Below are 21785 nucleotides of genomic sequence, written 5' to 3' on the forward strand. Positions count from 1 at the left end.
GCACACGACCTTCGTCTTTACCTATGGCATCCGGCCCGCCGGCCCCGTGGGCATGACCTGAGCATGACGCCGGGTGGCTCGGTGACCCCGGTAGAATCGACAGAACCGACCCCTTTTTCCACCGCCGGAAGGCCGCCCCGTGCCAGCAGCACCCCCCGCCGCCGCCGACAGCACCACCGACGTGGTCCTGGTCGTCGACTTCGGCGCGCAGTACGCCCAGCTCATCGCCCGACGCGTCCGTGAGGCCCGGGTCTACAGCGAGATCGTCCCGTCCACCATGCCGGTGGCCGAGATGCTGGCCAAGAACCCCCGGGCGATCATCCTGTCCGGCGGCCCCTCCTCGGTGTACGCGGAGGGCGCGCCCTCCCTCGACCGCGCGCTGTTCGAGGCCGGGGTGCCGGTCTTCGGCATGTGCTACGGCTTCCAGCTGATGGCCACCACGCTCGGCGGCACGGTCGACGACAACGGTGCCCGCGAGTACGGCCGCACGCCGCTCACGGTCAGCAAGGCCGGCTCCACGCTCTTCGAGGGCACCCCCGCCGAGCAGTCGGTCTGGATGTCGCACGGCGACGCCTGCTCCGCCGCCCCCGAGGGCTTCACCGTCACCGCGTCCACCGACGTCGTACCGGTCGCCGCCTTCGAGAACGACGAGAAGAAGCTCTACGGCGTCCAGTACCACCCCGAGGTCCTGCACTCCACGCACGGCCAGCAGGTCCTGGAGCACTTCCTCTACCGCGGCGCCGGCATCGAGCCGAACTGGACCACGGGCAACGTGATCGAGGAGCAGGTCGAGGCGATCCGCGCCCAGGTCGGCGACAAGCGCGCGATCTGCGGCCTGTCCGGCGGCGTCGACTCCGCCGTGGCCGCCGCCCTGGTCCAGAAGGCCATCGGCTCCCAGCTGACCTGCGTCTACGTCGACCACGGCCTGATGCGCAAGGGCGAGACCGAGCAGGTCGAGAAGGACTTCGTGGCCGCCACCGGCGCCAACCTGAAGGTCGTCGACGCCAGTGAGCGTTTCCTGAAGGCCCTCGCCGGGGTCTCCGACCCGGAGGCCAAGCGCAAGATCATCGGCCGTGAGTTCATCCGTGTCTTCGAGCAGGCCCAGCTGGAGATCCTCCAGGAGGACGGCCCCGAGGTCGCGTTCCTCGTGCAGGGCACGCTCTACCCGGACATCGTCGAGTCCGGCGGCGGCACCGGCACCGCCAACATCAAGTCGCACCACAACGTCGGCGGTCTCCCCGACGACATCGAGTTCCAGCTCGTCGAGCCGCTGCGCCAGCTGTTCAAGGACGAGGTCCGGATGGTCGGCCAGGAGCTCGGCCTGCCGGACGAGATCGTCCAGCGCCAGCCGTTCCCCGGCCCCGGCCTGGGCATCCGCATCGTCGGCGAGGTCACCGAGGAGCGGCTCGACCTGCTCCGCGAGGCCGACGCCATCGCCCGCGAGGAACTGACCGCGGCCGGCCTGGACCGCGACATCTGGCAGTGCCCGGTGGTCCTGCTCGCCGACGTCCGCTCGGTCGGCGTCCAGGGCGACGGCCGCACCTACGGCCACCCGATCGTCCTGCGCCCGGTCTCCTCCGAGGACGCCATGACGGCCGACTGGTCGCGCCTGCCCTACGAGACGCTCGCCAGGATCTCGACCCGCATCACCAACGAGGTCGCCGACGTCAACCGCGTCGTGCTCGACGTGACGAGCAAGCCGCCGGGCACCATCGAGTGGGAGTGACCCCTCCCCGCAGGTCAACGCCGATGCCGTCGCTCATTCGTTTGGGCGGCGGCATCGGCGTATGCGCTGGGTACGCTGGCTGAGGAGACGAGACTCTGCCCCATGGGAGCAATCATGAGCGCCGCACCCGAGCCCAGGCTTGAGAAGCAGCGGTACCGCTGGCCCGTCCCCCCCGAGGGCGGCTGGACAGCGGACGACCTCGACCGGATTCCGGGCCTCCCGCCCCACACCGAGCTGATCGACGGGAGCCTCGTCTTCATGAGTCCGCAGCGGAAATTCCACACCCGCACGATGTGGTTGCTGGAGCAGGCGCTGCTGGCGCATCTGCCGCAGGATCTCGATGTCGACCGGGAGATGACCATCAGGATCGACAGGCGGAATCGTCCGGAGCCCGACATGGTGGTCTATCGTGCGGAGGCGGACACCGGAGCCGACCAGACCTGGTACGAGCCCGAGGATGTCGTTCTGGCCGTGGAAGTGGTGTCACCCGACTCCCAGGACCGTGACCGCGACGTCAAGCCACGCAAGTACGCAGCTGCCGGGGTCGTTCACTTCTGGCGGGTGGAAGCGGACGCAGACGGTCTGCCGATCGTGTACGTGTACGAACTCGACCCGGCCCGACAGGCGTACACCCCGACGGGCATCTACCACAACAAGCTCAAGCTGGACGTTCCGTTCCGGATCGAGGCGGACCTCACCCAGATCTACAACCGCGGCAGGTAGAGAGCGCCGAGCCAGGAGCAGAACCCCCGTACCCCTGGCCACTTGTGGCGACCGGCGGTAACTTCCGATCCCGTACGTCCTGGGAGTCCCGAGGAGCCGCCATGTCCGAAACCGCACCCGCGTCCGTCCCCGCCCCCGCGCCCATACCCGTGGACCGGCTCCACTTCGCGATGCCGCCCGTCCACGCGTCCGCGGCCGACGAGCGCGCGCACCGCAAGGAACGGCTGGCCGGGGCGCTGCGACTGTTCGGGGAGTACGGGTACGAGGACGGTGTGTCCGGCCACATCACCGCGCGGGACCCGGAGTTCGCCGACTGCTTCTGGGTCAACCCCTTCGGGGTCCCCTTCGAGGGGCTCGCGCCGGACGAGCTGATCATGGTCAACGGCGACGGGCAGGTCGTCGAGGGGCGTTACCACGTCAACCAGGCCGCGTTCGCCGTGCACGCCCAGGTGCACCGGGCCCGTCCGGACGTCGTCGCCGTCGCCCACACCCACTCCGTGCACGGGCGGGCCCTGGCCGCGCTCGGCGAACTCGTCGAACCGATCACCCAGGAGTCCTGCGCCTTCTACGAGGACCACGTCCTGTACGACGCCTACACCGGGGTCGTCGTCGACGAGGACGAGGGGCGCCGGATCGCCGCCGCGCTCGGCGGGCACAAGGCGATCGTGCTGCGCAACCACGGGCTGCTGACCGTGGGCGACTCGGTGGACGCGGCCGCGTGGTGGTTCATCGCGCTGGATCGCTCGTGCCAGGTGCAACTGGCCGCGCGGGCGGCCGGGAAACCGGTGATGATCGAGCACCGGGACGCGGTCGCCACCCGGGATCAGCTGGGCAGCGACCTGGTGGCGTGGATCAACTACCAGCCCCTGTGGCGCCGGATCAGTCGCACATTCTGACGATACGCGCCGTCGGTCCGCCCCGATGCGGCCCGAAGCCCCTCCGTGCGGCACAATTCGCAGCAATAACAGTCGAGTTGAATCGACCGGAGTGGGAAAGGGCGGCGTTCTCCGTGGCGTTGGACGAGGCGAGTGCGGGCAGCACGCACACGGGCGGCTGCACGTGCGGTGGCTGCCCGCACGGGGCGCGCGAGGGACATCGGCGTGCGGTGGCCGCGTTCCTGACCAAACGGGACGAGTTCGCCGCGGGGCAGGGACTGCCGTCCGGGGTCGCCCACTCCGCGTCCGCGACCCGGCAGTGGGTCTCCGACGAACTGACCCAGTCCGCCAGGACCGTCGCCGAACGGGGCCGGGAGGCGGGCGACGCCTGGCTGTACCGGGTGTGGCGGCGCACCCTGATCGCGGTGTGGGGCGGCGTCGTCCTGCTGGTCGTCGGCGAGGCCGTCACCGCCGTCGGAGGGGGCTGGACCAACGCCCGTACGGCGGGACTGATCGCCGGACTCGTCACCGCCGGGCTGCTCACCGGCGCCGCCCACCTCCACCGCGCCCGCGGCGGCCTCCTCGCCCCCGTGATCGGCGAGGACAACCGGCTCTCCACCTCCCGGGCGGTCGCCGCCTCCTGGGTGCTGCTCGCGGTCTTCTCCGTGCTCGTGCTGGCGCTCCAGCTCGCGGGCGCCTCCGACCACGCCGAGCGGGACGAACTGATCGAGGGACTCGACCTGGCGAGGGGCGCAGGGGTGGTGACGGTGCTGGCGCTGGTGTGCGCCGTCGCCGTGGTCGTGCGCCGGGTGGTGACCGTACGGACCCTGGCCGGCCGGCTCCAGAAGCTGCGGGCCGTCCGGCCGCGCGCCGCCGACCTGCTCACCGACGACTCCGGACGGGGCAGCTTCACGGACGTGCAGTACGTGCTGGTGAGCACCGTCGCCGTGCTGTTCGCCGCGGTCCGGCTGGCCCGCAGGCCCGAGCAACTGCCCGACCTGCCCTGGGGACTGGCACTGCTGGTCACCGTCTCGGCGCTCGCGTACTTCGCCGGGAAGTACGCGGAGGGCGGCCGTCCGGTGATCCTCTCGGTGGTGCGGGCCCGCGAGGCCGGGGACCTGGACGCGTCGGTGCGCACCGGCGACGACATCGAGATCCGCGGCGCGGGTTTCGTGCCGCCCGGGGCCGGGACGCCGGACCGGCTGGCCCGGCTGGTCGTCCGGATAGGGCGGGTCCATGTGCACGTACCGCTGATCCCGGTCACCGGCGGCTTCGCCAACCCGACGGACGGCGTCCTCACCGTGCCGGTGCCCGTCGAGGTCGAACCGGGGGTGGTGGAGGTGCAGGTCGTGACCGCCGCCGGGGTGGAGACGAACCGGGTCGAGATCGACGTGACGGACTGACCACCGCCCCTCGCCACCCGCCTGCCGTTCGGACGGCCCCACCGGGTGACCGGCGCGCGCGTCGCGTACGTATCGTCTGATGGCGGGGACGACGAGAGGTGAGGTGGCCACATGCGGGATCACGGCTTGTACGTACGAGGTATGGGCGGCCCGAACGGACTGAACGGATCGAGCGGGGCGCACGGAATCCGCGAACTGGCGCGGCGCCACGCCCTGCTGCCGCTGCGGATCTTCCTCGGCGTCACCTTCGTCTACGCCGGGCTCGACAAGCTGACGGACAGCTCGTTCTTCCACGCGAGCGGCCAGGGCTCCCTCGGCGAGACCCTGCACGCGGTGCGCGACTCGTCCGCGATCCCGGCCCTGGTCGACCTCGCGCTGAAGAGTCCCGGCGGCTTCGGCTACGCCATCGCCGTCGGGGAACTCCTCGTCGGCCTCGGCACCCTCCTCGGCCTGTGGGCCCGGATCGCCGCGCTCGGCGGGGCGCTGATCTCGCTGAGCCTGTGGCTGACCGTCAGCTGGCAGGTCGAGCCGTACTACCTGGGCAACGACCTGGCCTATCTCATGGCCTGGCTGCCGCTCGTGCTGGCCGGGGCACCCACGTTTTCGGCGGACGCCCTCCTCGCGGCGCGGCGGCGGCGGATCATGTAGTTCACCCAGGTCACGGTGGCGGCCAGCCAGAGGCCGCCGAAGAACAGGGGGAAGAAGAAGGTCCAGGGGGCGTTCCAGGAGCCCGCGGCGTCCGCCGCGTACCCCGCGGCCAGGGCGAGCACGACCACGCCCGTCACCGCACGTCCCGGACGGAACTCATGACGCAGCACGGGTGACCTCCACCTGTCCGATGCCGACTTCGAGAGTGAGCTCGACCGTGCCGGCCGGCTTGCTGCCCGGGGCCGGGGGCAGCGTCCGGTGCTCGTTCTGCGACGGCCTGATGTTCACGTCGACCGGCTGATCGGCCGATGCGTCGGCGGGGCGGGCGACCGGCAGCGAGATGTCCCCGAGGGTCGCCCGCGCGGCCACCTCCACCGTCACCTCCTTCGGCACGACGACGACCACGCGGCCGGCCCCGACGTCCACCTTCGTCGTGACGGTGTCGCCCCGGGGGACCGTGATCCCGGTGAGGTCCAGCCGGGCCACCCCGGTGCCCAGGTGGTAGTCGGGCCGGACGGCGGACGCCGAGGCCGGGCGCCAGCCCTCGCGCACCCACTGCGTGGAGATCTCCTTGGGCAGCGCGGAGGCGCCCGCCAGCAGAACGGCCGTGATCATTGCCAGCATGACCGTGCCGAACCCGGTCCGGCCGAGGAACGAGCTGACCAGCATGCCCAGCCCGAACACCGCGAGCGCGGCGGCCAGACCGAACTGCAGACTCGTGCCGAGCGGCTGCGAGTCCCAGCTCAGCCCCGTGCCCAGACCGCCCGCGATCAGCGCGAGCAGGAACACGAGACCGCCGATCGGGACCGGCCCCCGGGTGCCCGGCTCCCGCCGGGGCACGCGGAACGGATTGTCCGGGTTCTCCCAGGAAGGCCGGGGCGAGCGGCACGGCTTGCCCGGCCCGTCCGGCCGGTCCGGGGGCAGCGCGTCGTCCGGACCCCACAGATAGCCCAGGCCCACCGGCCCCGTCGTGCCGTCCTTGACGATCGGGTCGCGCCACCACGACGGGCTGCCCGGCGACGGCGGCGCCTTCACCTCGGGGGGCGCGTCGGCCACCGCCTGCGCGGCCGCCGGGTGCAGCGGGTCCGCGGGCGCCACCGTCCTGCGCTGCTGCGTCCACACGGCGAAGCCCACGACCGCGAGCGACAGCATCGCGGAGAACGCCAGCGTCCCGCCGTTGTTCAGCATGGAGAGGAACAGCCCGCAGCCGATCAGCGCGAGGAGCACCGCGATCAGCGACGCGCCGTCCACCCGGCCGGACAGCAGCCGGCGCGCCTCGTTCTCCTCCTCGCCGTCCGCGGGGATCAGCAGCCAGGCGAAGCCGTAGAAGATCAGCCCGATGCCGCCGGTCACCGACAGCACGCCGAGCACGATCCGGAAGATGACCGGATCGACGTCGCAGTAGCGGCCGAGTCCGCCGCACACCCCGGCCACGACCTTGTGCCGAGGGCTGCGCCGCAGCTGCGGAGCCGGTTCGGGGGGCTGGGCGACACCGGGGGCGGTGTCCTGGGGAACGGTCATGGCTCCATGGTGACGGGCCGGACGCCGGTCCGGGACCCGCCCCGACCCTGGCCGATCCCTGATATTGGCCCCGAGGCCCTCGGGGCCCGGGACCTCGAAGGACCCGGGAACCCGGCAGCCCGGGGCCCGCCCGGTCGGCCCGGAACCGGAGCCCGCCGCTCCCCGCCACAGGGCTCTCAGGGTCGAGTGGGGGACCGACCCTGATGCCACCACCCGCGCGGGCATGTGACGATCGATGCATGCCAGCCGCCACGCCCCGAGCCCCGGGCTCCCGCACCGCCGACCCGGACGAGCCGCCGCTGCGGCGGCTGTACCGCAGCGCGGACGGACGGATGCTCGGCGGTGTCGCGCGCGGCCTCGCCGGGCACATAGGGCTGCCGGTCGCCTGGGTCCGGTTCGTCTTCCTCGGCCTGTTCTTCGCGGACGGCCTCGGCGCGCTGCTCTACGCCGTGTTCTGGATCGTCGTCCCGCTCGGCGTCGGCGGCGTCGAACCGCCGCGCTCGCTCTTCGAGACCGCCCCGGACGGCACCCGCCGGCTCCGCAAACCCGACAAGGGCCAGGTCTTCGCCCTGATCGCGCTGTTCATCGGCGCCATGATCTTCGTCGGCAACGTCGACATGGGCAGCAAGGCCAACCGCTACATCTGGCCGACGCTGCTGATCGGCGCCGGTTCCGTACTGGTGTGGCGGCAGGCCGACAACGCCCGGCGCGCCCGCTGGATGGAGGTCGGCAGCCGCCGCCGGGTCCTGAACCTGGCCCGGGGCTTCGCCGGGGTCGCCCTGGTCGGCCTCGGACTGGCCGTCTTCATGGTGGTGCGCGGCTCCGCCGCCCAGCTCGGCAACGTCCTGACCGCCGCGATCGCCGTGCTCACCGGCATCGCGCTGCTGGCCGGCCCCTACCTCGTGCGCATGACCCAGGACCTGTCCGAGGAGCGCACCATGCGCATCAGGGCCCAGGAACGCGCCGAGGTGGCCGCCCACGTCCACGACTCGGTGCTGCACACCCTCACCCTGATCCAGCGCAACGCGGAGGACGCCGGGGAGGTCCGCAGGCTCGCCCGCGCCCAGGAACGCGAACTGCGCAACTGGCTGTACAACCCCGAGGGCACCGGCAAGGACGAGGACGACGAACCCGAGACCCTCGCCGAGGCCGTCAAGCGCGCCGCCGCCGAGGTCGAGGACAAGCACGGCGTCCCGCTGGAGGTGGTCGTCGTCGGCGACTGCCCGCTGGACGAGAAGCTGGCCGCACAGATGCAGGCCGCGCGCGAGGCGATGGTCAACGCCGCCAAGTACGGTGGCGAGGGCGGCGCAGTGCAGGTGTACGCCGAGGTCGAGGGCCGCACGGTCTTCGTGTCGGTGCGCGACCGGGGCCCGGGGTTCGACCTGGACTCCGTACCGGGGGACAGAATGGGCGTACGAGAATCGATCATCGGCCGGATGCAGCGCAACGGCGGCACGGCACGGCTGCGTTCGGTGCCCGACGGGGGCACGGAGGTCGAACTGGAGATGGAGAGGGCGAGCGATGACCAGGACCACTGAACCGGGCGGGGACCCGGAGCGCCGGGTACGGGTCGTGCTCGTCGACGACCACCGGATGTTCCGCACCGGCGTCCAGGCCGAGATCGGCCGCACCGAGGAGACCGGCGTCGAGGTCGTCGGCGAGGCCGCGGACGTCGACCAGGCGGTCACCGTCATCACGGCGACGCGCCCCGAGGTCGTCCTCCTCGACGTGCACCTGCCCGGGGGCGGCGGCGTCGAGGTGCTGCGCCGCTGCGCCCCGCTGATGGGCGCCGCGGAGAACCCGGTGCGGTTCCTGGCGCTGTCCGTCTCGGACGCCGCCGAGGACGTCATCGGCGTCATCCGGGGCGGCGCCCGCGGCTACGTCACCAAGACCATCACCGGCACCGACCTGATCGACTCGGTCTTCCGGGTCCAGGAGGGCGACGCGGTGTTCTCGCCCCGGCTGGCCGGCTTCGTCCTCGACGCCTTCGCCTCCACGGACGCGCCGCCGGTCGACGAGGACCTGGACCGGCTGACCCAGCGCGAGCGCGAGGTGCTGCGGCTGATCGCCCGCGGCTACGCGTACAAGGAGATCGCCAAGCAGCTGTTCATCTCGGTGAAGACGGTCGAGTCGCACGTCTCGGCGGTGCTGCGCAAGCTCCAGCTCTCCAACCGGCACGAGCTGACCCGGTGGGCGACGGCCCGACGGCTGGTCTGAGCCACACCGCCGGTCCCGCCGCCCCCGGGCCGCGGGTTGTTGCCGCGCTGCCGGGAGCACCGGCCGCGGCCGGCCGGCGGGTGATCGTCAGGCCGCCGGGTCGAGCGAGATGTTCAGCTTCTCGCCGATCCGGCGGAAGCCGATGCCCGCGTAGATCCGCTCGACGTCGGCGTCGCCCGGCTCCAGCCAGACCACCCGGCAGCCGCGGTCGAAGGCGGTCGCGGTGAGGTGGGCGGAGAGCGCGGCGCCGATGCCCCGGCGCCGGAACGCGTCGGCGACGGCGAGCCCGGCCAGTTCGGTGAGGCCGTCGACGGGGACCGAGCAGCCGCCCGCGCCCGCCGGTGTGCCGTCGACGGTGGCGAGGGCCGCGACCCCGCCGCCCCCGACCGCCGTGCGCAGCCACCGCTCCGTGCCGTCCTCGGGCTCGCCGGTCCCGCCGTACCCGTGGTGCTGGACGAGCGCGGCGGCGGCGAACTCCGCGTCGGTGGCCGGTTCGCCGATCACGAGGTCAGCCACCGGCTTCGGCGCCAGCAGACCGTCCGGGGCGCAGGCCATGATCGGGGCCCGGTTCTCGACGGTGAACCCGGCCGCGAGCAGCGCCGGTTCGACCGCGGGCGCCCAGCCGGGCAGGAACTCCAGCCGCGGCAGCCGGTCGTGCTCGCGGAACACCGCGATCAGGGCGTCGAGTTCCCCGGGCGTCGGTTCGGCGTCCTGGTCGGGTATGGCGTAATTGGCGTACTTGATGGACCAGTCGGGGTTGTACCGCACGGTGAACGGCCCGACCCGGAGGTGGTCGGGGGAGCGCAGGGCGAGGGTGCGGGCATGGGTCTGGACATCGACGTCCATGGGCATGTGTGGGTGTCCTCGGGCCGGTTGGTCGGTGGCGGGTCGCCCCCGACGGCGGGCCGACCCGGTGATGGTCCGACCCGGGCGCGGCCGCCCGCCGGCGCCCGCTCCGGATCGGAATCGGGAGCCTATGCCACGCGTGTCGCCCCGGCGAAGGGCATGTGGTCGATCGGCGCGATCCGGACCGTCGACCCGGTGCGCGGCGCGTGGATCATCTGCCCGTTGCCGATGTACAGCCCGACGTGACTGATCCCGGAGTAGAAGAACACCAGGTCGCCCGGGGCGAGTTGGGAGCGCGGGATACGTTGCCCGGAATTGATCTGGGTGTACGTGGTCCGGGGGAGGGAGACCCCGGCGGAGCGCCAGGCGGCCTGGGTGAGCCCGGAGCAGTCGAACGACGAGGGGCCGGTCGAGCCCCAGACGTACGGCTTGCCGATCGCCCCGTAGGCGAATGCGACGGCCGCGGCGGCACGGGCGTTCGGGGCCCGGACGGGGCCGCGCGCGGTGGCCCGGTCGGCCCGGGCGGCGGTGTCCGTACCGCCGGACCCGCCGTGGCCGGACTCCTCGTACGCGGCGCGCTCCGGCGGGGTCAGCCGGGCGAGGAGCCGCTGCGCCTCGGCCAGCTTGGCCCTGATCGTGGTCCGCTGCTTCTTCAGCTCGGCCTGGCGGGCGGCCAGCACGGTCAGCTTCTCGTCGGCCCGCGAGCGCACTTCGGCGATCCGGGCGACCTGCTTGCGGACCCGGTCGATCGCGGCGGCCCGGCGGTCGCCGACCCGGTCCACGAACGCCGCGCGTTCCAGGTACTGGTCGGGGTCGGAGGAGAGTGCCAGCTGCACGGACGGGCTGATGCCGGCGGCGCGGTACTGCGCGGCGGCGTACGCGCCCAGCTCGTCGCGCGCGGTGTTGAGCCGCTCGGTCCGGCGGGCGGCCTCGTCGCGCAGGGCGTTCAGGGCCCTGGTCGCGGCGCTCGCCTTCTCCTTCGCGCCGTTGTACTTCTCGGTGGCGACCTCCGCGTCGTGGTACAGCCGGTCCACCTCGGCCTTGACCTGGGCGGGGGTGAGGTCGGGGTCGGCGTGGGCCGATCCCGGCAGCACGACGGCGGTGGCGGCCCCGGTGAGGGCGAGACCGGCCGCGGTGCGGGCAGCAGAGCCGGAGAACGGGCGCTGCTTGGGTTTTCGATGCGCTGCCACGAGGGCGTGCGTCCTTCCTGATGACTGCCCGTCGGGGACTACCGACGGGCCCGCCGGCGAACCGGCGACGGGTGCCACGGGGGAGCGGTCCGCCGCCGGACCGCCGGCGGGGTGACCGGTGCGCCGTCCGGGGACGGAGCGGCGATGGAGTCGGTCACCTGGTCAGGGACGCTAGACCCGGGGCACGGGCAGGAGTCGTAATGACGCTTATTGTCTGAATTTGGCGCGGCGGTGTCGTCGAGTGATCGAGAAAAATGCACCAGAGTGAGGCATTGGGTGCAGACACGAGTGAAGCGGCCGGGAAGTGGCACCTGCCTGCGGGGCGGTGATATGGGCGGGGCTAGGCTGCGGCCTCATGGACGTACTCATTCATGTCTTCGTCGCCCTGCACATCATCGGCATCGCCTCGCTGCTGGGTGGTTTCCTGACCCAGATGAAGGCGATGGGCGCGGGCACGGCCCGGTTCGTGCCGGCGATGCTGCACGGTGCGCTGACCATGCTGGTCACCGGTGTCGCGCTGGTCGGGCTGAACGAGGCCGACGGCGGCCACGTGAACAACATCAAGATCGGGATCAAGACGCTGATCCTGATCGCCATCCTCGCGCTCGTCTACGTCAAGCGGGACGAGGAGACGGTCGGCAAGGGCGCCTTCGCGGCGGTCGGCGGCCTGACGCTCGCCAACATCTTCATCGCCACGCTCTGGACCTGAGCCCGCCCGCCGGGCCCCGCGCCCGGTTCCGGGCCTGTTTGCACCTCGGCCCCGGCCGCCGACCCGCCTCGCGCGGCGGGTCGGCGGTCGGGGCCGAGGTGCCGGACGGGCTCGGAGCGGCGAGCCCGTCCGGCGGCCGCAGGCCGGGCGGTAAGGCCGTCACGCAGGGCGCACGCTGCCGTAGATCGGCATGTAGTAGATCGACTCCTCGCGCACGTTCGCCCCGGGCTTCGGCGCGTGGATCATCATCCCGTCGCCCTTGTAGATGCCGACGTGGCTGATGTCGTCGTAGAAGAAGACGAGGTCCCCCGGCCGCAGGTCCGCCGTGGCGACCCGGGTGCCGACCTTCACCTGGTCCCATGTGGTGCGCGGGAGGTCGACGCCCGCCGCCTTCCACGCCGCCTGGGTGAGCCCGGAGCAGTCGTACGAGTCCGGCCCGGTCGCACCCCAGACGTATGGCTTGCCTATCTGGGCCCTGGCGAAGGCGAGCACCTTGTCCGTCTTGCTGGTGGCGTCGCTGTCCGAACCGGTCCCGGTGCCCGTACCCGTGCCCGTACCGCTGCCGGGACCCGTCTCCTTCGCGGCCTCCTCGGCCTTGCGGTCCGCCTCCGCCTCGGCGGCGGCCTGCCGCTTCGCCAGCTCCTCGGCCTTGCGCCTGGCCTCCGCCTCCTTCTTCCGCTCCAGTGCCGCGAGCCGCGCCTTCTCCTCGGCGGTCAGCTTCGACAGCAGCGTGCGCGCCTCGCCCAGCTTCTTCTGGACGTCCTGCTTGCTGGTGCGCAGCGTGGCCTGGGTCGTCGTCAGGGTCTCCAGGCTCCGTACCGCCTCGGAGCGCTTCTTCGCCGCCCTGGCCTGCTGGGCCTGGAAGTCGGTGACCGCCTTCTGCTGCCGGCTGGTCATCCGGTCCATCAGCCGGCTCTGGTCGAAGTACGCCTGCGGGTCGTCGGCCAGGAAGAAGGTGGCGGTCGGTGTGATGGAACCGCTGCGGTACTGCGCGGCCGCGTAGGCGCCGAGCGTCCGGCGCGCCTCGTTGAGCTTGTCGGCGCGCTCGGCCACGTCGTCCAGCAGGGCCCGGACCTTGGCGCGCTGGGCGGTGGAGGCCTCCTTGGCCAGGTTGTACTTCTGGGTCGCGGTGCCCGCCTGCCGGTAGAGGTCGTCGACCTTCTTCTGGACGTCCTCGATGCCGGGCTTCGGGTCGGGCGCGGCCGTGGCGCTCTGCGTGGAGAGCAGGGTCACGGACGCCAGCGCCGCCGTGGTGAGCCCGACGGCCGGCGCGGTGCCGAGTGTGCGGGGGCGCGGTTTGCGGTGCGATGCCAAGTCGGGCATCTCCTTCCGTGGACCGCCTGCCGGGTCAGCTGTCGGGTTCGGGCGGAACGGAAGGTTGCCCTACGGTCCGTTCAGTGGGGGATGAGGACCGATTCACCCCGGTGCTGCCTGTGGGTCCCCGGCTCCGAACGCCCGCGAGAGCAGCCCGGATTCGGCGTGGGCGCCCGCTCGGCGTGGTTCGCCGCAAAGGGGGTACGGGCGGCCCGGTCGAGCACGCTAGCCAACCGGTGTGCCGCTGGGAAGGTCGATGTTCGATATGCCCGATACATTTTCGTGACCTGGGCGGCGGGGACGGCCGAGGGGCCGGAACTCCTCACGTGGCGTGTACGCCCGCTCTCCACCCGTGTTCGACGGGTGGTCGCCGGGAGCGGTTCGGCAAGGGCCCGTCGGGTGTCGGCGCGGCGGCTTAGACTCGACAAGCGATGAGCAGCCTCTTTGACGACAGTTTCCTGGCCGGCCTCCAGCACTCGGAGGAAGAGCCCCCGCCGCCCCCCGAGGACGCCGCACCCGAAGAGGTGCCGGAGGGGCTCTTCGGGGACGTGTTCGACGGGCCGCCGCCCAGGGACGCGTACTACCGCGACGGCGCCCCCCGCCCCGTCATCGACCCGGCGGCGCTCCTCGACGGGCTGAACACCGAACAGCGCGCCGCCGTCGTGCACGCGGGATCCCCGCTGCTCATCGTCGCCGGGGCCGGTTCCGGGAAGACCCGGGTGCTGACCCACCGGATCGCCCACCTCCTGGCCGAGCGCGGGGTGCACCCCGGTCAGATCCTCGCGATCACGTTCACCAACAAGGCCGCGGGCGAGATGAAGGAGCGCGTCGAGCAGCTCGTCGGACCGCGCGCCAACGCCATGTGGGTCATGACCTTCCACAGCGCGTGCGTGCGCATCCTGCGCCGCGAGTCGAAGAAGCTCGGCTTCACCTCGTCGTTCTCGATCTACGACGCGGCCGACTCCAAGCGGCTGATGGCCCTGGTCTGCCGCGACCTCGACCTGGACCCGAAGCGCTTCCCGCCGAAGTCGTTCACGGCCAAGGTCTCCAACCTGAAGAACGAGCTGATCGACGAGGAGACCTTCGCCGGCCAGGCCGCCGACGGCTTCGAGAAGACGCTCGCCCAGGCGTACACGATGTACCAGTCCCGGCTGCGCGAGGCCAACGCGCTGGACTTCGACGACATCATCATGACGACGGTCCACCTGCTCCAGGCGTTCCCCGACGTCGCCGAGCACTACCGCCGCCGCTTCCGGCACGTCCTGGTCGACGAGTACCAGGACACCAACCACGCCCAGTACACCCTCGTGCGGGAGCTGGTCGGACCGGCGGGCGAGGGCGACGCCCCGGCCGAGCTGTGCGTCGTGGGTGACGCGGACCAGTCGATCTACGCCTTCCGCGGCGCGACCATCCGCAACATCCTCCAGTTCGAGGAGGACTACCCGGACGCGACCACGATCCTCCTGGAGCAGAACTACCGCTCCACGCAGACGATCCTGTCCGCCGCCAACGCGGTCATCGAACGCAACGAGAGCCGCCGCCCCAAGAACCTGTGGACGAACGCCGGCACGGGCGCCCGGATCACCGGCTACGTCGCCGACACCGAGCACGACGAGGCGCAGTTCGTCGCGGACGAGATCGACCGGCTCACCGACGCGGGCGACGCCAGGGCCGGTGACGTCGCGATCTTCTACCGCACGAACGCCCAGTCCCGCGTCTTCGAGGAGATCTTCATCCGCGTCGGCCTGCCCTACAAGGTCGTCGGCGGTGTGCGCTTCTACGAGCGCAAGGAGGTCCGGGACATCCTGGCCTACCTGCGCGTCCTCGCCAATCCGGAGGACACCGTCCCGCTGCGCCGCATCCTCAACGTGCCCAAGCGCGGCATCGGCGACCGCGCCGAGGCGATGATCGACGCCCTCTCCCTGCGCGAGAAGATCACCTTCCCGCAGGCGCTGCGCCGGGTCGACGAGGCGTACGGCATGGCGGCCCGGTCGGCCAACGCCGTCAAGCGGTTCAACACGCTGATGGAGGAGCTGCGCACGATCGTCGAGTCCGGCGCGGGCCCCGCGGTGGTCCTGGAGGCCGTCCTGGAACGCACGGGCTATCTGGCCGAGCTCCAGGCGTCCACCGACCCGCAGGACGAGACCCGGATCGAGAACCTCCAGGAACTCGCCTCGGTGGCCCTCGAATTCGAGCAGGAGCGCGCGGCGGCGGGGGAGGGCGCGACGGCCGGGGACGGCACGCCCGCGGCCACCACCGGGACGGGCACGCTCGCCGAGTTCCTGGAGAAGGTGGCCCTCGTCGCCGACTCCGACCAGATCCCCGACGAGGACGAGGACGGATCCGGCGTCATCACGCTCATGACGCTGCACACCGCGAAGGGCCTCGAATTCCCGGTGGTCTTCCTGACCGGCCTGGAGGACGGCGTCTTCCCGCACATGCGGGCGCTGGGCCAGACCAAGGAGCTGGAGGAGGAGCGGCGGCTCGCCTACGTCGGCATCACCCGGGCCCGCGAGCGGCTCTACCTGACCCGGGCGGCGATGCGCAGCGCGTGGGGGCAGCCCTCGTACAACCCGCCGTCGCGGTTCCTGGAGGAGATCCCGGACCAGCACCTGGAGTGGAAGCGGACCGGGCCGATGGCGGCTCCGGCCGGGCCGACGACGGGGATCACCTCGTCGCTGTCCGCCTCCCGCGCGCGCTCCGGCCCCTCGGGCTTCGCCACCCGGCGGGCCTCGGACAACAAGCCGATGGTCACGCTGGCCGTCGGGGACCGGGTCACGCACGACCAGTTCGGCCTCGGCACGGTGACGGCGGTCGAGGGCGTCGGCGACCAGGCGAAGGCCACGGTCGACTTCGGGGACGACCGGCCGAAGAAGCTGCTGCTGCGGTACGCCCCGGTCGAGAAGCTGTAGCCCCGGCCCCGCGCGCATGATTCTGCCCGCCACACCGACGGTGTGGCGGGCAGAATCATGCGCGTCCGTGTTCCGGGCCGCGGGCTCGGGGCCGTCGGCTCAGGTCGGGTCGACGCCGTGGCTGCGGAGCCAGGGCAGCGGGTCGATCGCCGCGCCGCCGCCGGGACGCACCTCGAAGTGCAGGTGCGGGCCGGTCGAGTTCCCGGAGTCGCCGGAGTAGGCGATGACGTCGCCGGCCTTGACCGGACCCGAGCGGATCTTGGTGCTGCTGAGGTGGCAGTACCAGGTCTCGGTGCCGTCGGCCGCGGTGACGATGGCCATGTTCCCGTAGGCGCTGTTCAGCTGGGTGCGCACGGTGCCGTCCGTCGCGGCCATCACCGGCGTGCCCTGGAGGACGGGGAAGTCGATGCCGGTGTGCCGGGACATCCAGTTGACGCCCGACTGGCCGAAGTACGCGCTGAGGGTGTGCTGGGCGACCGGCATGACGAACTTGGGCCGCAGCGCCTCCTTGCGGGCGGCCTCCTCCTCGCGCTTCTTCTTCTCGGCGGCCTGCCGCTCCCGCAGGTCGATGCGTTCCTGGGTGCGGCTGGCGCGGTCGGCGAAGTTCTCGGCGTCGGCGCTGAGGTTGGCCAGCTGGGTGTCCAGCTCGTTGTTGGCCACGCCCGGCTTGACGGTTCCGGCGTCGGGAGCCGCCATCGTGGTCTTGCCGTCGTCCTTCTTGTCCTCGCCGCCCAGTCCGCCGACGGAGGCGGCCGCGATGCCGGCCACGCTCATCACGCAGGCGGAGGGAATGGCGACGGTGAGGAGCGCGGAACGCTTCGCGGGGGAACGCCGCCTGCGGCTGTTGCCGCCGTTGCCGCGGGCCGAGGTGCGGCCGATCGGTCGGTGCGGGTCGTTCGCCGGGGCGGGCAGATCCGCGTCCAGGACCGGGAAGTCGCGGGTCGGGACGTCGTGGATCGAGGGGCCCCGGTCGGCGTCGCCGTCGGTGCCGTGGTCCGGGTCGGCCGCGTGCTCGGCGTCGTGCCCGTGCCCGTCGGTGCGGTAGGGGTCGTACGGGTCGTAGGAGCCCTCACCGGTGTAGAACTCGTACGACTCGTGCGCCGCGCGGGTCTCCTGGACCCCGTACGCGTCGTGCGCCGCCGGTGCCTCGTGCGGCACCTGTTCGGTCTGCGCGGTCTGTGCCGTCCGCTGTTCGTGCTCGGGCGTGGCGCCGGTGTTCCAGGCCGTGGCGTCGTACACGCCGGAGTCGTACGCGGCCGTGTCGGTCGCCGCCCATTGGTTGCCCGGCTGCCAGCCGCCGGTGTCCCACTGGCCCGTGGCGTCCGGGGAGTCGGCCTGGGCCGGGACGCCCATGAAGCCGGAGGTGTCGGTGAGCACGGTCGCGGTCGTGCCGTAGTCGGCGGCGGGCGTCCAGGTGGCCGTGGTCGAGTAGGTCGGCGCCGCCTCGTACTGCTGCTGGGGCTGTGCCGCGTACGTGCCGTACCCGTCGTACGAGGCGGTCGGGTGCGCGCCCGTGTCCCACTGCGTGGAGTCGTACTGGCCGCTGTGCCCCATCTGTCCGGCGCCGTAACCGTTGCCGTAGGCGCCGTCGTGGCCGCCGGGGAGCGAACCGAAGAGGGGGTCGGTGTGGAAGCTGCCGGTGGCATCGCTGTCGTACCCGGCATACCCGGCGTGGGGGTGCTGGTCGTTCACCAACTTCTCTCTCGCCTCGGCAGCAGGACCTGTGGGCCCGGGTTCCGGTGGGGGGATCCCAGGGGGGAGCAGTGGCCGCGACTGTACCCGGCGGTATGCGACGCCGACAATCTTCGGCGGGCCCTGACGGCTCAGGAAACGGGCAATCGGCCGCCTTTCGACGGTCCGGGCACACAGCCTTGGCTCTATGTTCGAAGTTTGTTCTATTTGCGGGGTGTCGGCGGACACGGTATGGGAGCGCGGAACGGGGCGCCGTGGGTGTCCAGGGCACCCGGGCTGCTCGGGGTGGCCCGGGAGTCCGGGCCGGGTCAGGCCGCCGAGACGGTCCCGTCGGTTCCCCCGGCCTTCCCGGGGCCTTCGGGCTCTTCGGCTCCGGCCGTCGGCTCACCGGATTCCAGTGCCTGCCGGACCGCGGCGACGACCGACGGGTGCACCGGCAGCGCGAGATGGCCGATTCCCGTGACCCGTACGTTCAACGCGTCGAGATCCGGATGGTCGATGCGGGCCGCCTCGGTCGGGACGACCACCCGGTCCAGCTCGCTCCAGAAGCTCACGAACCGGGTGCGGCAGCCGGGCGCGGGCCTGCGCAGCTCCTCGATCGGGACGGAATCCGTGCGCATCTGCCGCACGATGGGGTGGGCGCTCGCCAGCGGGGCGACGGCGGTGCCCTGGTGCGGGGTGCCGAGGGTGACCAGGGTGCGGACCCGCTGGTCGCCGCCCAGTCGCTGCACGTAGTAGCGGGCGATCAGGCCGCCGAGGCTGTGCCCGACGATGTCGACCTCGTGGTGCCCGGTGCGGGCGCAGATCTCCTCGACGTGCCGCCCGAGCAACTCGGCCGCCGTACGGATGTCGCAGGTCAGCGGCGAGTAGTTGAGCGATTCCAGATGGCGCCAGCCGTGCCGGGCGAGGGAGCGGCGCAGCAGGACGAAGACCGAGCGGTTGTCGACGAAACCGTGCAGAAGCACGACGGGCGGCCGCTCGTCGCCCTCGACGGGGAGGCCGGAGGTGCCGGCCGGAGCGGTGGGCTCGACGGGAACGGCGGGCGGGGGAACGGCGGGGCCGAGGCAGTCCGGGACGGTACGTGGCCCTGCGGAGCCTGCCCGGCCTGCGGAGCCTGCTCGGCCTGTGGGGCCTGCTCGGCCTGTGGGGCCTGCTCGGCCTGTGGGATCTGCGAGATCTGTGGGGTCTGTGGGATCTGCGGGGTTTATGGGATCTGTGAGGTCCGTGGGGTCCGACATGGGGTGGCGCTCTCCGGTGATGCCGGTGGGGTAGAGCAGTACGTGTCCGGCGAAGACCACCAGCTCCAGTGCTTCGGCCTTCAGTAGGGCGGGTGACGGCCGGGTGCGGACCGGGAGCGGCAGGCACAGCAGTGCGGGAAGGAAAGGCGGGACCTTCATGGCCGACCTCCTTGCTCCGGCATCCGGGGGCGGCCGCCGCGACCCGGATGCCCCCATGGGGTTCCGGGGCGAGGCCGCGGCCGGACCGGCCGGGGACCGGCCCCGGCGCGCGTACCCCTGCTCACCGGCGGTGACCGAGGGGCGGCCGACGGGCCGGACGGGCGGGGCTGGCCGTACCACCGTGCCGCGCGGCTGGCGGCGCGGTGGTACGGCGACCTCGTAGCGGCTCCCCTGGCGGCCGGTCCCGCGCGGCAGACCTGCCGTCTCCCGAGGGACCGGCGCCCGGTGAACATGTCCCAGGTGTGATTTCCCCCTCCCCGTCCACCGCGAAACGACGGCTTGCGGGATGCTGTAGATAACGTTCGTTCACATCCCCGGCCCTTCAGGCACGGGAGACGCATGTGGAGGCAGTGATGGGTGTGACCGGTCCGATCCGTGTGGTGGTGGCGAAGCCGGGCCTGGACGGCCATGATCGCGGCGCCAAGGTGATCGCGCGGGCCCTGCGCGACGCAGGGATGGAGGTCATCTACACCGGGCTCCACCAGACGCCCGAGCAGATCGTGGACACCGCGATCCAGGAGGACGCCGACGCGATCGGCCTCTCGATCCTCTCCGGTGCGCACAACACGCTCTTCGCCAAGGTGATCGAGCTGCTGAAGGAGCGCGAGGCGGAGGACATCAAGGTCTTCGGCGGCGGCATCATCCCGGAGGCGGACATCCCCCCGCTGAAGGAGCAGGGCGTCGCGGAGATCTTCACCCCGGGTGCCACGACGGTCTCGATCGTCGAATGGGTCAACGCGAACGTGCGCCACCCCGCCGAGGCCTGACCGCCCCGCCTTCTCCTTCCCCTCCTTCTCCCCCGGTTCCTTCCGGTCCCTTCCGGCGTCCATGTGGCGGCGGGCCACCTCTCCCGGCCCGCCCGCCAGGCTTCGCCCCGGAGTTTCCCGCGCCGCTCCGGGCCACGTCAGTCCGGTGCCGATGCCGGCGTCGACGCGGGTACCGGTGCCGGTACCGGTATCAGTTCCCGTTCCATCGCCGCGCGCAGCCGCAGCGTGGAGACCAGCCGCTGGAACGCCTCCGACCAGTAGCCGTTCGCGCCCGGCGAGGCGTCCTCCGGTTCGTCCGGGGTGGTGGTGAGGACCTCCAGGCGGTCGGCCTCGGCCGGGTTCAGGCAGCGTTCTGCGAGTCCCATCACACCGCTGAAGCTCCACGGGTAACTGCCCGCGTCCCGGGCGATGTCCAGGGCGTCGACCACCGCGCGGCCGAGGGGTTCGGCCCAGGGCGTCGGGCAGACCCCCAGCAGCTGGAACGCCTCGGACAGGCCGTGCGCGGCGACGAAGTCGGCCACCCACGCGGCCCGTTCGGGTGCGGGGAGCACCGAGAGGAGCTTCGAGCGCTCGGCGAGCGAGGCCGTGCCGGGGCCGTTCGACGGCGGGACGGAAGGAGCGCCGAGCAGTGCGCGGGCCCACTCCGGGTCCCGCTGCCGCACCGCCGCCCGGCACCACGCCGCGTGCAGCTCCTCGGCCCAGCCGTCGGCCACCGGAAGACCGACGATCTCCCGCGCGCCGCGGCCGCCGAACCGCGTCGGCCAGGTCGCGAGCGGGGTCGCCTCCACCAACTGGCCGAGCCACCAGGACCGTTCGCCCCGGCCGGACGGCGGCACCGCCACCACGCCGTCGCGCTCCATCGAGGCGTCGCACTCGTGCGGTGCCTCCACGGCGACCGAGGCGCCGTCGCCGGTGAGGTCCGGGCCCACGCACGACAGGGCGCGGGCCGCCATCCGACCGGCGAGCGCCGACTCCGGCAGCGCGGAGAGGAGTTCGGCTGCCGTGGAGCGGACGTTGCGGCTGCGGTCGGAGAGGGCCTGTTCCAGGAAGGGCTCGTCGGCCGCGGAGAGTCCGGAGCGCAGCGAGTCGAGGAACATCAGCCGGTCCTCGGCACGCTCGGTGGACCACGTGGACCCGAGCAGCGCGAGCGCCTCGGCGGGGTCGTGCTCCCGGACGGCCCCGAGCAGGGCGACCCGCTCCGCGAACAGCCCCTCCTCCCACAGCTCTGTGACCGCCTCCGGGTCCGTCACATCGGGCAGCGACGAACCGCCCGACGAGCCGCGCAGCGCGAACTTCCACTCGGGGTTCAGCCCGGCCAGCCACAGCCCGCGCGGCCCGGCGAAGGCCAGGGCCTGCGGCCGCAGATCGGTGCGGGCCCGGGCCGCGTCCAGCAGGGCCGGGAGCAGCGGGGCCGGGGCCCGGAAGCCGTACCGGTTGGCGACGGCCAGCCACTGCGGGATCAGCTCGGTGAGGTCGGGGGCGGTGCCGCGCCGGCCGCCGGAGCCGCCCGACGCCGACCGGTCCGCGAGCAACTGCGCGAGTCTGCGCCGCGCGGCAGGCGGCAGCGGCGGCCGGGGGTCGGAGGGCGCGGGTGCGGGCCGGGCCGCCGGGGCCGCGGGCAGCAGCCCCGCCCGGCGGCGCACGGTGTGCAGCGCCGCCGTGTCCAGCAGGCCGGTCGGTCCGTCGGCCCCCGCCGGGCGTCGGTCGGTGCCCAGGAGCGCCGTGGTGACGAGCTCTTCCCAGGCCGCGGGTGTGATCGTGCGAGGCATTGCTCCCCCTTCGAAC

General features: G+C 72.5%; 17 protein-coding genes and 1 riboswitch. Of the genes, 10 read left to right on the forward strand and 7 right to left on the reverse strand.

The window, feature by feature from the left end:
- Positions 1–139: 139 nt before the first annotated feature.
- From guaA to EAO76_RS28420, 5 genes are all read left to right on the forward strand, one after another.
- The gene (guaA, locus tag EAO76_RS28400) at positions 140–1726 is read left to right on the forward strand and encodes a glutamine-hydrolyzing GMP synthase (protein WP_148838766.1); all 1587 of its coding nucleotides are present in this window, start codon (positions 140–142) and stop codon (positions 1724–1726) included.
- A gap of 114 nt (positions 1727–1840) precedes the next feature.
- A complete protein-coding gene (locus tag EAO76_RS28405) occupies positions 1841–2449 on the forward strand; it encodes a Uma2 family endonuclease (protein ID WP_148838767.1) in 609 nt (202 codons plus the stop codon).
- A 101-nt stretch (positions 2450–2550) separates the two neighbouring features.
- A complete protein-coding gene (locus EAO76_RS28410) occupies positions 2551–3345 on the forward strand; it encodes a class II aldolase/adducin family protein (protein WP_148838768.1) in 795 nt (264 codons plus the stop codon).
- Positions 3346–3458: 113 nt separating this feature from the next.
- The gene (locus EAO76_RS28415) at positions 3459–4727 is read left to right on the forward strand and encodes a hypothetical protein (RefSeq protein WP_187438903.1); all 1269 of its coding nucleotides are present in this window, start codon (positions 3459–3461) and stop codon (positions 4725–4727) included.
- 111 nt (positions 4728–4838) lie between these two features.
- Positions 4839–5375, forward strand: coding sequence for a DoxX family membrane protein (locus EAO76_RS28420; protein WP_389531054.1), 537 nt, complete (start codon positions 4839–4841; stop codon positions 5373–5375).
- A gap of 156 nt (positions 5376–5531) precedes the next feature.
- Here EAO76_RS28420 and EAO76_RS28430 read toward each other — a convergent pair whose 3' ends face one another.
- Positions 5532–6896, reverse strand: coding sequence for a PspC domain-containing protein (locus EAO76_RS28430; RefSeq protein WP_148838771.1), 1365 nt, complete (start codon positions 6894–6896; stop codon positions 5532–5534).
- 239 nt (positions 6897–7135) lie between these two features.
- On the opposite strand from EAO76_RS28430, the gene EAO76_RS28435 reads away from it, so the two are divergent.
- The gene (locus EAO76_RS28435; RefSeq protein WP_148838772.1) at positions 7136–8434 is read left to right on the forward strand and encodes an ATP-binding protein; all 1299 of its coding nucleotides are present in this window, start codon (positions 7136–7138) and stop codon (positions 8432–8434) included.
- Complete coding sequence (locus EAO76_RS28440; protein WP_148838773.1) at positions 8418–9113, forward strand: response regulator transcription factor; 696 nt, start codon at positions 8418–8420, stop codon at positions 9111–9113. Before EAO76_RS28435 ends, EAO76_RS28440 begins: the two co-directional genes overlap by 17 nt.
- Positions 9114–9200: 87 nt before the next feature.
- On the opposite strand, the gene EAO76_RS28445 is transcribed toward EAO76_RS28440, so the two are convergent.
- Together EAO76_RS28445 and EAO76_RS28450 are read right to left on the reverse strand one after the other, a co-directional pair.
- Positions 9201–9965: a GNAT family N-acetyltransferase gene (locus tag EAO76_RS28445; RefSeq protein WP_148838774.1), complete on the reverse strand. Its 765-nt coding sequence runs from the start codon at positions 9963–9965 to the stop codon at positions 9201–9203.
- A 122-nt stretch (positions 9966–10087) separates the two neighbouring features.
- The gene (locus EAO76_RS28450) at positions 10088–11149 is read right to left on the reverse strand and encodes an NlpC/P60 family protein (protein WP_148838775.1); all 1062 of its coding nucleotides are present in this window, start codon (positions 11147–11149) and stop codon (positions 10088–10090) included.
- A 355-nt stretch (positions 11150–11504) separates the two neighbouring features.
- On the opposite strand from EAO76_RS28450, the gene EAO76_RS28455 reads away from it, so the two are divergent.
- Positions 11505–11858, forward strand: coding sequence for a hypothetical protein (locus EAO76_RS28455; protein ID WP_148838776.1), 354 nt, complete (start codon positions 11505–11507; stop codon positions 11856–11858).
- Positions 11859–12017: 159 nt separating this feature from the next.
- On the opposite strand, the gene EAO76_RS28460 is transcribed toward EAO76_RS28455, so the two are convergent.
- Positions 12018–13181, reverse strand: a complete 1164-nt coding sequence (locus tag EAO76_RS28460; protein WP_148838777.1) for a C40 family peptidase — start codon at positions 13179–13181, stop codon at positions 12018–12020.
- A riboswitch (cyclic di-AMP (ydaO/yuaA leader) is annotated at positions 13180–13348 on the reverse strand. (Overlaps the previous gene by 2 nt.)
- 255 nt (positions 13349–13603) lie before the next feature.
- Here EAO76_RS28460 and pcrA point away from each other — a divergent pair.
- Positions 13604–16084 carry a DNA helicase PcrA gene (gene pcrA, locus EAO76_RS28465; protein WP_148838778.1) on the forward strand — a complete coding sequence of 827 codons (2481 nt, stop codon included), beginning with the start codon at positions 13604–13606 and terminating at the stop codon, positions 16082–16084.
- Between the two features lie 99 nt (positions 16085–16183).
- On the opposite strand, the gene EAO76_RS28470 is transcribed toward pcrA, so the two are convergent.
- Positions 16184–17776, reverse strand: coding sequence for a M23 family metallopeptidase (locus EAO76_RS28470; protein ID WP_148838779.1), 1593 nt, complete (start codon positions 17774–17776; stop codon positions 16184–16186).
- Between the two features lie 308 nt (positions 17777–18084).
- Positions 18085–19173, reverse strand: coding sequence for an alpha/beta fold hydrolase (locus tag EAO76_RS28475; protein ID WP_148838780.1), 1089 nt, complete (start codon positions 19171–19173; stop codon positions 18085–18087).
- Positions 19174–19586: 413 nt separating this feature from the next.
- Here EAO76_RS28475 and EAO76_RS28480 point away from each other — a divergent pair, with 413 nt between their 5' ends.
- Positions 19587–20000 (forward strand): cobalamin B12-binding domain-containing protein, encoded by a 414-nt coding sequence (locus tag EAO76_RS28480; RefSeq protein WP_148838781.1) that lies wholly within the window; start codon positions 19587–19589, stop codon positions 19998–20000.
- A 137-nt stretch (positions 20001–20137) separates the two neighbouring features.
- On the opposite strand, the gene EAO76_RS28485 is transcribed toward EAO76_RS28480, so the two are convergent.
- Positions 20138–21769 carry a DUF5691 domain-containing protein gene (locus EAO76_RS28485; RefSeq protein WP_148838782.1) on the reverse strand — a complete coding sequence of 544 codons (1632 nt, stop codon included), beginning with the start codon at positions 21767–21769 and terminating at the stop codon, positions 20138–20140.
- Positions 21770–21785 lie beyond the last annotated feature (16 nt).

Source organism: Streptomyces sp. sk2.1, from assembly GCF_008120935.1.
Classification (GTDB): Bacteria; Actinomycetota; Actinomycetes; order Streptomycetales; family Streptomycetaceae; genus Streptomyces.